Genomic DNA, 10748 nt, shown 5'->3' with positions numbered 1-10748 from the left:
GAAGGGGGAGACGTATGAAGAAAATAGTCTTTACAGGTGGCGGTTCGGCAGGACATGTAACACCTAATTTAGCCATTATCCCACATTTACAGAAAGACAACTGGGATATCTCTTATATTGGTTCTCATCAAGGTATTGAGAAAACGATTATAGAAAAGGAAGGCATTCCCTACTATAGTATTTCGAGTGGAAAGCTACGTCGTTATTTTGATTTGAAAAATATAAAAGATCCTTTTCTTGTAATGAAGGGTGTTATGGATGCGTATGTAAGGATTCGAAAACTAAAACCAGATGTGATTTTTTCAAAAGGCGGTTTCGTATCTGTACCAGTCGTAATAGGAGGATGGCTAAATAGAGTACCAGTTTTATTACATGAATCTGATATGACGCCAGGACTAGCAAATAAAATTGCGCTTCGTTTTGCTTCGAAAATATTTGTTACATTTGAAGAAGCAGCGAAACATTTACCAAAAGAAAAAGTAATATATACGGGATCTCCTGTACGTGAAGAAGTGCTGAAGGGAAATCCTGAAACAGGTTTAGCATTTTTAGGTTTTTCACGTAAAAAGCCAGTTATTACGATTATGGGAGGCAGCTTGGGCGCGAAGAAAATTAATGATACGGCTCGAGAAGCATTACCAGAACTTCTTAAAAAGTATCAAATTGTTCACCTTTGCGGAAAAGGTAACCTTGATGAAAGTTTACAAAATAAAGAAGGATATAGACAATTTGAATATGTACATGGAGAACTGCCGGATATATTAGCGGTAACCGATTTTGTTATTTCACGCGCGGGCTCCAACGCAATTTTTGAATTTTTAACATTACAAAAGCCGATGGTTTTAATTCCATTATCGAAATTTGCAAGCCGTGGCGATCAAATATTAAATGCAGAGTCCTTTGAAAGGCAAGGGTATGCCTCCGTATTATATGAAGAAGATGTAACTGTAAAATCTCTGATAAAGTATGTCGAAGAATTGAATCAAAATAATGAGAAGTATAAAACAGTACTAAAAAAATATAATGGAAAAGAAGCAATTAAAACAATTATTCAAAATATTTCAGAGGCATGATGAAACAATCATGCCTCTTTTAGTAGGGTGAAAGATTCCAAGAATTGATATTTTTATGTTACAATAAAGTGAAACTTTAATCAGTTGGGTGCATCCCACATCTAACTTCTTTACTTTTACTGAAATTTGAGGAGGGAGTCTTACTGCCCTCAAATAGCGGGATAACAAATGGGTTAATAGGGAAATTCCAATTAATGAGGCGTGAAAATACGAATGGATTAGGAGTGACTGTGTTGGAGCTAAGTCTCTATGAAAATACTGCACTTATTATATGCTTTGTGTTGTACGTTGGTAGTGTTATTGTTTATATTTCAAGGAAATTTTCGCAAGAAAGAGGGCTTGAAAAGTCAGAGATAACAGCTGAACTAGAAATGTTAGCTGATGAAAGTTATAAAAAACAAAAAATAAAAGAAGACCATGAAGCATCCCATCATTTAAACGCAAATAAGTTTTAAAGATGGGGATTTTTTTTGAAGTTGTTCTTTATTATAGCTATAACAAATAACGCTAAAAAGGAGTTTCCCCATACATAATGAAGGAGTGTATATAAATGAATTTTTATATCGCCTCAGGTTTCCAAAATAAACATCTTGTACGTTCCGTAGCAAATGAACTGAAACATGCAGGATGGCATCATACATATGATTGGACCAAAAACGAAAGAGCAGCGAATCAAGAACAATTAAGAGAAATTGGTCAGGCAGAACAAAATGCTGTAAAAGAAGCGGATGTATTTTTACTTATATTAGATGGCGGAAACGGGAGCCATACAGAGTTTGGAATGGCGATTGCGCTAGAGAAAACTATATATGTATATCATGCAGGAAATCCGTTCCAAACAACGTTCTATCACTTGCCAGAAATAAATATTTTTGAAGGAGATGTAGCTGAGTTTGCATCTTATGTTATGAATCATGTGAAATAATAGTAACTACCTAAAAGGTTATAAAAGTGATCTTTTGGGTACAGTGATGATAAGAAACGTATATAAAGGAGTACATAATATGAAATTAGAAAATGGATGGGAAACGAGCTTTTTAGAAGTCGTACAAAATAGTGAATTTAAGAAAGAGGCACTTCTTAGTCAATTGCTTTGTCAGGATAGTGAAGAAGTAGAAGAGCTTGTGGATGATTACGGCTACGAAGAGCTTGTTGAACGCGAACATGATGATGAGTTAGCTGAAATTTTAGGAGAAGAACTTTTTAGTGAGATGGAACGACAAGTATTCTTATCTTCAAACCCAGAAGAAAAACTTATTTCATTCGTCAATGGATTAGGTTTTCATGTATTAGATTGGATCGTTCTTCTTGAAACAGAATTTGGAATTGATAGTGCAAACTTTACATCAGATGCTGTGAAGGTGTTAGAAAAGCGTTTCAGCCAGTTTCCATACATAGAGGATAAGACAATTTTTGATATGACATTTGGAGAATCGATGGATGTATTAGAATCTGTTACAGGATTACAACTAAAGGAAAAGATGAACGTATAATGAAAAAAGAACGTGATTGGATCACGTTCTTTTTTTACATAATAATAATTTTATCATCTAGTTTTGTCTGCCCGGTAAGAAGTGCGTTTAAATATTCCACTTTTCTTATACAAGCTTGTATATGTCTTTCAACCTCTTGTAACTCTGCTTGGTGATGTGTTTCAATTGGATGAATTTGTACGTTGAATTTTTCAAATTGACTACTATATGTTATTTCTGCATAGCCGCTCATAATATCGGTTTCGTTATGAAATAAAAATTGCCTCGTTTTGTCACAGAATGATACATCCTGAAAGCCATATACTTTTAATGCTTCAATTACTTTTTTTATCATTTTTGTATTCATTTTTTAACCCTCTTTACGAAGTTCTACTTTTATATTATAACATAAAAAATTACATAGAAAGCGCTTCCAAGTGTATTTTATTATAAACTTTACGTTTCAATCACAAAAATGAAACAAAGAAAAAATAATTGTAAAGAAGGAAGGACTCTTTTATTGTTTCGTCATATATATAGAGAAATAGTGCAATGAAAGGAAATTTTCCGAGGTGGAGATCGTATTTCCAATTTGAGCGCAGTAAAAGAGGTGAGAATCTTGAACTTTGATATTGTAGGACAAAAAGCATATATAAAAGATGGACCGCATCGGAACCGAATTGGAATTGTAAAGAAAAGCGAGACAAAATTAGCATCGCAGTTTGCTATTGTAATTGGAGAACAAATCATTGATGTAGAGCTAAAGGATATCGTGTTAGTTGGAGTAGACGTAGGACAATTTCATAAATGGTGCGAACAAAATGGTTATTTGTGAAAAGGACGGGCTGTGAGATAATGAAATATATTTGAGGAAAGAGAATATGTTATTGTATTCTCTTTTTCTATGTTTAAGGAGGCGAAAATGAAATATAAAGAACAGGAGTTTACGTTGGAGTTAAAAGAGAACATTCAATGTATGGAGAAGGAAATAGAGCGAATATTACTTAAACTGTATAAAGAGTATTCGCATTTATACATAGAAAAACATATGGAATTAGATATGGGATTTGCAAGAGAAAAAAAGAATCCCTTTGAGGTGGGTTATTATTCATCAGTCGCTATAGCTATATTAGATGAAGAAAAAGAGATAATTGAATTTCACAATATTCCAATTTCGAAATGCGAAAGAATCTTTTTAGGAATGCCAATTCAATCAAACATTTTTGGGAGTAAGAAAGTAGGGGAACTTGCTGATGAATCTTGTTATGAGATTGAGGAAGAGTTAAAAGAGCGATTAGAACAATACTTGAAGTGATAATTCTCAAGATAAAATCTATAAAGAGGGAACGGAATAAAAAAAGACGCTAACAATTGTATGTTAGCGTCTTTTTTCATTATGAAGCAATTTCACCAGTTTTTGTATCATCTTGATTGTACGTATCTTGATCTAATTCACCAAGCCATTTACTTGAAATAAGACCTGCTGTCATAGAACCACTTACGTTAAGAGCTGTACGGCCCATATCGATTAATGGCTCAACTGAGATAACTAGAGCAACAATACCGATTGGTAAGTTCATTGTAGATAGTACGATTAAAGCTGCGAATGTTGCACCGCCACCAACTCCGGCAACACCGAATGAGCTAATAGCGACGACAGCGATTAAAGTTAAAATAAATTGTGGTTGTAATGGATTAATTCCTACAGTTGGAGCGACCATCATTGCAAGCATTGCTGGATAAATACCTGCGCAACCGTTTTGTCCGATAGATACTCCAAATGAAGCTGCGAAGTTTGCAATTCCTTCGGAGATACCAAGCTTTTCTTTTTGAGCTTCAATATTTAATGGCATCGCACCAGCACTAGAGCGAGATGTGAATGCAAATGTTAATACAGGGAATACTTTTTTCAAATATTGAATTGGATTTAAACCAGACAGTGCGATTAATAATAAGTGAATGATAAACATTACGATAAGTGCTACATAAGAGGCTAACACGAAGTTACCAAGTTTTAAAATAGCATTTATATCGCTACCAGCAACTGTTTTTGCCATAAGAGCTAATACGCCGTATGGAGTAAGACGTAAAATTAATGTTACCATACGCATTACGATTGCATATACAGCATCAAGCATTTTCTTAAATAGCTCTGCTTGTTCTGGATATTTTCGTTTTACACCTATAAAGGCAATGCCGATAAAGGCTGCAAATATTACGACAGAAATTGTTGATGTTGGACGAGCGCCTGTTAAATCAAGAAACGGATTTGTAGGCAATAGCTCTAATAATTTATCTGGAATTGTTGTCTTTTCAATAGAAGTAAATCTTTCTTCAACTAGTTTCAGACGAGCAGATTCTGCATCACCTTGTTGCAGGCCTGTTGCAGATACATCAAATCCTGCACTTGCAGCGATACCGACAGCTGCAGCGATTCCTGTAGTGAGAATTAAAATTCCGATAATAAGACCACTAATTTTACCAAGATTTTTCGTTAACTGTAATTTTGTAAATGCTGAAATAATAGATACTAAAATAAGTGGCATAACGATCATTTGAAGTAATTTCACATAACCGTTACCGATTAAGCCAAACCAAGTATTTGATTCAATAATTACTTTAGAAGTTGGCTCATAAATAAATTGTAATATAAGACCGAATAAAATTCCGACTCCTAAAGCGGTAAATACACGTTTATTAAAAGATACATGCTTACGTTGCATATAATATAATACGCCAACTAAAATGAGCATGACTGCAACGTTAATTCCGACAAGCAGTGTATTCATGTTGATTCCCCCTAATTCCAATCTGTTATATAGAATATAAGTTAATAAAACCTATAAGTCAACTAGGAAATTCCGGAATTAAAAAAAGATGGCAAAATGCCATCTTTTAATGTCCAGCCCCAGGCACAAGTAAGAATGTCGTGTAGTATGTAAATCCTATGAAGAAAACAGTCAAATATGCCCCGAATACGTATATATACATACGCTCTGTTAATTTTAAATAGCTTAAAAGTACGAAGAAGCCTGTTTGTCCTAAAAATAGTAGTGCAGCCTGTTGCATATCTCCTACGTAAAACATAACCGAGAAAATTCCAGTCCAAAAGCCGAGAACGCGAAACATGCGATCCATGCCATTTCCCTCCTTTTCTAGAAAAAGTAAAACCTCACCTCATTATAGTTTATTTTTCTTACTATTGTAAATATTCGTTCATATAAAAAGAAGCCAATTATTATTGGCTTCTTTTTATATGAGAAATTAAATTGTTAGTTTATAATTACAAGATTTACATCCATCTAATAGACTATCATTTCGAGTTAATTCCATGTTAGGGAATAGGATTTCAAAAATTCCTTTCATCATATCTCCGTGCATGTTACAAATTTCAGTTGGATGATGAACAGCAACTTCTTTAAATGGACAATTGTGTACATCATAGAAAATTTTTGTTCCATCTGCACTTAATTCAAATGCAGGTGATAAGCCAGCTGTTGAGAAAGCTTCTTTTGCAATTTGAACTTTTTGTTCTACTGTTAAAGCATCTTCACTCACATTTAAACGTTGCATATGTTGTTGCATTAATTCGGCCCCGAATTGTTTTCCTGTTTCGTATAGCGCTTTTTCACCAGCAGCGCCAAGACTAAGTAAAGAATTAAATGCTATTCTTGCTAACAATTGATAATCACGGAATGGAAATTGCAATTGAATAACATCTTCAGATAAGACATATAATCTGCTTGGTCTTCCGCCTTTTCCAGTTTTCTTCGTTTCCGATTTAAGCATATGAACATCTTCTAATTTAGATAAATGTAAACGCGCTACGTTTGGATGAATATCGAATTCATCTGCAATTTCTTGTACAGTTACGTAACTATGTTTTTGCGAAATATATTTATAAATGTAATAACGAGTTGGGTCAGCTAAAACACCTGTAATTTTTAAAGCTTGTTCCATGAGGATCTCCACCTTTATCACTTTATCCAAGATAATAACATTATAATACAGATAAACATGAGTATAGGTAATTTCAGACAATAATTCAGAAATTGTTCATAATTTCACAAACATATTTTTCCTTTTTGTTCTAGTGAAAATGCAAAATTCCAAATTTTTATTGTGCATGTTTTCATGCTATATACATAGTGAGGAGGGAAAAGTGATGAATGGGATTGAAATTTTTGCGAATACAATTTTAAAAGAAGCGTGTAGGGTACAAGCGTCAGATTTACATATTGTGCCCCGGCAGAAGGATGTAGCGGTGCAACTACGTATAGGAAAAGATTTAATGACGAGACAATGTATTGAAAAGGAGTTTGGAGAAAAACTTGTCTCACATTTTAAATTTTTAGCATCTATGGATATAGGAGAGAAACGGAAGCCACAGAATGGTTCGTTGTATTTGCAAATTGATGGACAAGAAGTGTATTTACGCCTTTCAACACTTCCAACAGTATATCAAGAAAGTCTCGTTATTCGCCTTCATTTACAAGCATCTGTTCAGCCCTTATCACATCTTTCGTTATTTCCAAGTACGGCAGCAAAACTACTCTCGTTTTTACGCTATTCACAGGGGCTACTCGTGTTTACTGGACCGACTGGTTCTGGGAAGACAACGACAATGTATGCATTATTAGAGGTAATTAGAAAAAAGAAAACACGTCGCATCATTACACTTGAAGATCCGGTTGAAAAAAGAAGTGACGATGTATTACAAATTCAAATAAATGAAAAAGCGGGTCTCACATATGAAACAGGATTAAAGGCTATTTTACGTCATGATCCAGATATTATTTTAGTCGGTGAAATCCGTGATGAAGAAACAGCAAAAATAGCTATAAGAGCAAGTTTAACAGGACATTTAGTAATGACAACGCTGCATACGAATGATGCGAAAGGAGCAATCATTCGTTTCATGGATTATGGTATAACGAGGCAAGAGATTGAACAGTCTTTATTGGCTGTAGCTGCACAGCGACTTGTCGAATTGAAATGTCCGTTTTGCAGAGGGAAGTGCTCAACTTTATGTAAATCAATGAGGCAAGTAAGGCAAGCAAGCATTTATGAGCTGCTATATGGGTATGAGTTAAAACAAGCGCTTAAAGAAGCGAATGGAGAATGTGTTACTTACAAACATGAGACTTTAGAATCGTCAATACGAAAAGGATATGCTTTAGGGTTTTTAGAAGATGATGTTTATGTTTAAGAAAACTTGGAGTTTAAGTAATCAAGTAGTATTGTTGAAACATTTAGGAGAATTATTAGAAAAAGGCTACTCTCTTTTACAAGCATTAGAATTTTTACAGTTTCAATTACCTGTAGAAAAGAAAGTACAATTGCAGCGCATGGTTGAGGGATTAAAAGATGGGAAAAGTCTACATGATTCTTTTCATCAGTTAAGGTTTCATCAGGACATGTTAAGTTATTTATTTTATGCCGAGCAACATGGTGATATTTCTTTCGCTTTGCAACAAGGAAGTGCACTTCTTTATAAGAAAGATAAGTATAGGAAAGACATGATGAAAATAATGCAGTATCCTATGTTTTTGGTGTTTTTTCTACTAATCATGCTTTTTATTTTCAACCTCATCTTATTACCTCAGGTTGAAATGGTTTATAGTTCGTTCGGTTCTAATACACCACTACTTACAGAACAAATTTTAAGTGCAATAAAAATGCTACCTTACATTATTTTAACCGCTATTGTAACTGTTATTATTGGATGTAGTTTATATATGTTGTATTTTAGGAAACTTCCACATATTAGACAGGTAAAAATCATGCATCGTATTCCCTTCATCAAAACATTTCTTATTTTAAAGCATTCACATTATTTCGCTACTCAGTTGAGTGGTTTATTAAATGGTGGACTATCAGTATGCGAAGCTTTAACAATAATGATGGAGCAAAGATATCATCCGTTCTTTCAATATGAAGCGAGCCGAATTGAAAGACAATTAATTGGAGGAGAACAGTTACAATCTATCATTGCTAAAAGTGGGTATTACGAGAAAGAACTTTCTTATGTTATTACGCATGGACAAGCAAACGGCAATTTAGCGATTGAATTAGGTGACTATAGCGATCTTATTATGGAAAAGATGGAACGGAAAATTAAACATATGTTAGTTATCATTCAGCCTATTTTATTTACATGTATTGGAGGAATCGTTGTCCTTATGTATTTAGCGATGATTATGCCGATGTTTCAAATGATGAATTCTATTTAGGAGGCATTTGTATGCAGAATGAGGAAGGATTTACTCTGTTAGAGATGCTATTAGTAATGGTTGTCATAACTATATTATTACTATTAATTATTCCGAATGTAGTTACACAGCGCTCATCGATCCAAGGAAAAGGGTGTGCAGCTTACGTGAAATCTATAGAAGCGCAAATACAAGTATATCAATTACAACATAATAAAATTCCATCGTTAAAAGAACTGACAGATGAAAAGTATATTACAATTGATAAGTGTCCGAATGGCGAATCTATTCATATTTCAGATGATGGCACAGTATCAATTAGGACATTGTGAAACAACAAGGGTTTACTTTTTTAGAGATGTTACTCGTTTTATTTGCTATTTCTGTATTGAGTATAGTTACGTATTTTAGTGTTCATTCCTTATACGAGCGACAAAAAGTTGAACAATTTTTGAGACAGTTTTCAAATGATATTTTGTATATGCAGCAATTAGCGATAAACCGTCAAAAGCACTATACATTACGTTGGCATAAAGATAGAAATTTGTATGCTATAAAAGAGTTAGGTACAAAGTATTATATCGTCAAGCGAGAGTATGAGGAAGATATACAAATTAATTTGCATACGTTTCCAAATCCGATGACATATAATCCAAGTGGAAATATTAATAGAGGTGGTACGATTATAATTTCGTATCGAAATTATAAATATGAAATTGTATTTCAGCTTGGAAGAGGGAGATTTACGTATCGTGAAATGTCAAAAAGGATCCATAATGGCTGAAATGATTGTATCGTTAAGTGTTTTAATGATGGCTGTATCGTTACTACTACCGCAAACAGTATTAGTTATGCAAGAAAGAAAAAATATACAAATTCGTTATAAGGCATCTGGGTTATTAAAAAAAGAAGCAGCTATATATATGTATGGAAATGAAGAAAGGCGAATAATAGAAAAGAATGTAAATGGAATTGTGTATTACACATATTGGGGAGGCAATGAAGTTTGTACCATATGGAGAGATGTGAAAGACAGAATGGTGGAACAATGCTTTTATGTAGGAGAAAAAATAAATTAGAATGTGGTTTTTCATTAATAGAAATGATTGTATGTCTGTTTCTATTATCAATATTTTTTTTGCTCTTTCCCCGCCTACATTTCATTGAAATCGAAAATAAACAGTCAAAAGGATTAAATGATTGGGAGTGGGATGTGTTTTTAGGTCAAACGCAATTGGAGTTTCGTGAAGTATCATCTGGAGAACAGCTAGCATTTGAAAATGGAGAAAGTATTTTAAGATTCCGATCGCGTAATGGGAGTGAAGTATCATATGAAAAAGAGAATAGTCGTCTTATAAGAAAGGTAAATAGGCGCGGGAGAGAAGTTGTTTTACAAAATATTGGAACGGTTTCTTACAAACTAACACCTCATATACTCATTATAAATGTGAAAGATACTAGTGGGAAAATATATGAAGGGGTAGTTATGCGATATAGTGAAATGGAAATGAATGTATGAGAGGGCAAAATGGGTTTACAATGCCTGGAACGATCATCTTTCTTATTTTATTAACTTCTTTTTTATATACGAAACCAATATGTTGCTTACAGATAAAAATTTTTATATGGAAATAGAACAAAAGTTTTTACTGGATGAATTACTTAACCGATCTATTACAGATATAAAAAAAGACTTACAGCAAAAAGAAAAAGAAGGTGCATTTTTCTTTCAGTATGAAAAGGGAGAAGCGAGTGGGAATTATGTTTTTGAAAATGATTCAATTCTCGTTGCGTTGCAGTGCACACTCAAACAGGAAGCTTTCTATACGGTGAGTTTTCGGTATAGAAAAAAGGATGGGAAAATAGTGGATTGGATAGAAGGATAATATGTAAAATATATAGAGATCAACCAGGATTTTCTATTGTAAATTGAATTGATTTTTTAGAGGAAATGGATAAATATAATGATTAAAAGTTTAAATTTTCTCAAA

The 10748-nt window shown here is 33.6% G+C and carries 16 protein-coding genes and 1 pseudogene; 13 read left to right on the top strand and 4 right to left on the bottom strand.

Features of this window, described 5'->3' with window-relative positions; all coding sequences use genetic code 11:
- The first annotated feature begins 14 nt into the window (after positions 1-14).
- The 4 genes from JFU02_RS12590 (at position 15) to JFU02_RS12575 (ending at position 2566) form a co-directional block, all read left to right on the top strand.
- On the top strand, positions 15-1073 hold the full coding sequence (locus JFU02_RS12590; RefSeq protein ID WP_000724758.1) for an undecaprenyldiphospho-muramoylpentapeptide beta-N-acetylglucosaminyltransferase: 1059 nt from the start codon (positions 15-17) through the stop codon (positions 1071-1073).
- 194 nt (positions 1074-1267) lie between these two features.
- The gene (locus JFU02_RS12585) at positions 1268-1528 is read left to right on the top strand and encodes a DUF3966 domain-containing protein (RefSeq protein WP_001250701.1); all 261 of its coding nucleotides are present in this window, start codon (positions 1268-1270) and stop codon (positions 1526-1528) included.
- 95 nt (positions 1529-1623) lie between these two features.
- A complete protein-coding gene (locus JFU02_RS12580; protein WP_001012346.1) occupies positions 1624-1998 on the top strand; it encodes a nucleoside 2-deoxyribosyltransferase in 375 nt (124 codons plus the stop codon).
- A 79-nt stretch (positions 1999-2077) separates the two neighbouring features.
- On the top strand, positions 2078-2566 hold the full coding sequence (locus JFU02_RS12575) for a hypothetical protein (RefSeq protein ID WP_000764268.1): 489 nt from the start codon (positions 2078-2080) through the stop codon (positions 2564-2566).
- Positions 2567-2600: 34 nt separating this feature from the next.
- Here JFU02_RS12575 and JFU02_RS12570 read toward each other — a convergent pair whose 3' ends face one another.
- The gene (locus JFU02_RS12570; protein WP_001093240.1) at positions 2601-2912 is read right to left on the bottom strand and encodes a hypothetical protein; all 312 of its coding nucleotides are present in this window, start codon (positions 2910-2912) and stop codon (positions 2601-2603) included.
- Between the two features lie 252 nt (positions 2913-3164).
- On the opposite strand from JFU02_RS12570, the gene JFU02_RS12565 reads away from it, so the two are divergent.
- Positions 3165-3380, top strand: coding sequence for a DUF3912 family protein (locus tag JFU02_RS12565; RefSeq protein WP_001008333.1), 216 nt, complete (start codon positions 3165-3167; stop codon positions 3378-3380).
- 87 nt (positions 3381-3467) lie between these two features.
- Positions 3468-3860: a hypothetical protein gene (locus tag JFU02_RS12560; RefSeq protein WP_061666291.1), complete on the top strand. Its 393-nt coding sequence runs from the start codon at positions 3468-3470 to the stop codon at positions 3858-3860.
- A 79-nt stretch (positions 3861-3939) separates the two neighbouring features.
- Here the strand turns inward: JFU02_RS12560 and JFU02_RS12555 are convergent, their stop codons facing one another.
- From JFU02_RS12555 to JFU02_RS12545, 3 genes are all read right to left on the bottom strand, one after another.
- The gene (locus JFU02_RS12555) at positions 3940-5334 is read right to left on the bottom strand and encodes an L-cystine transporter (RefSeq protein WP_098013735.1); all 1395 of its coding nucleotides are present in this window, start codon (positions 5332-5334) and stop codon (positions 3940-3942) included.
- Positions 5335-5440: 106 nt separating this feature from the next.
- On the bottom strand, positions 5441-5683 hold the full coding sequence (locus JFU02_RS12550) for a DUF2626 domain-containing protein (protein ID WP_000375619.1): 243 nt from the start codon (positions 5681-5683) through the stop codon (positions 5441-5443).
- Positions 5684-5809: 126 nt separating this feature from the next.
- Entirely contained in the window at positions 5810-6505 is a 696-nt protein-coding gene (locus JFU02_RS12545) for a helix-turn-helix transcriptional regulator (RefSeq protein ID WP_000434108.1), read from the bottom strand.
- 205 nt (positions 6506-6710) lie between these two features.
- Between JFU02_RS12545 and comGA the strand changes: the two genes are divergently transcribed.
- The 7 genes and pseudogenes from comGA (at position 6711) to comGG (ending at position 10643) form a co-directional block, all read left to right on the top strand.
- Complete coding sequence (comGA, locus tag JFU02_RS12540; RefSeq protein WP_001013181.1) at positions 6711-7754, top strand: competence type IV pilus ATPase ComGA; 1044 nt, start codon at positions 6711-6713, stop codon at positions 7752-7754.
- Positions 7741-8778, top strand: a complete 1038-nt coding sequence (gene comGB, locus JFU02_RS12535; RefSeq protein ID WP_042973412.1) for a competence type IV pilus assembly protein ComGB — start codon at positions 7741-7743, stop codon at positions 8776-8778. The genes comGA and comGB overlap by 14 nt, the downstream gene beginning before the upstream one ends.
- Positions 8779-8789: 11 nt before the next feature.
- Positions 8790-9089: a competence type IV pilus major pilin ComGC gene (gene comGC, locus JFU02_RS12530; RefSeq protein WP_001178681.1), complete on the top strand. Its 300-nt coding sequence runs from the start codon at positions 8790-8792 to the stop codon at positions 9087-9089.
- Positions 9086-9541, top strand: coding sequence for a competence type IV pilus minor pilin ComGD (gene comGD, locus JFU02_RS12525; RefSeq protein WP_042972675.1), 456 nt, complete (start codon positions 9086-9088; stop codon positions 9539-9541). Before comGC ends, comGD begins: the two co-directional genes overlap by 4 nt.
- Positions 9534-9836, top strand: a complete 303-nt coding sequence (locus JFU02_RS12520; protein ID WP_000829466.1) for a hypothetical protein — start codon at positions 9534-9536, stop codon at positions 9834-9836. Before comGD ends, JFU02_RS12520 begins: the two co-directional genes overlap by 8 nt.
- Positions 9806-10276, top strand: coding sequence for a competence type IV pilus minor pilin ComGF (gene comGF, locus JFU02_RS12515; RefSeq protein WP_000923095.1), 471 nt, complete (start codon positions 9806-9808; stop codon positions 10274-10276). Before JFU02_RS12520 ends, comGF begins: the two co-directional genes overlap by 31 nt.
- A pseudogene (gene comGG, locus JFU02_RS12510) lies at positions 10273-10643 on the top strand (competence type IV pilus minor pilin ComGG). Before comGF ends, comGG begins: the two are co-directional and overlap by 4 nt.
- Positions 10644-10748: the final 105 nt, after the last annotated feature.

The sequence above is a fragment of the Bacillus sp. TH13 genome, from assembly GCF_016651175.1.
GTDB classification, from domain to species: domain Bacteria; phylum Bacillota; class Bacilli; order Bacillales; family Bacillaceae_G; genus Bacillus_A; species Bacillus_A thuringiensis_S.
Note: the sequence above shows the minus strand (reverse complement) of the source record. Positions and strands in the feature narration are given on the sequence as shown.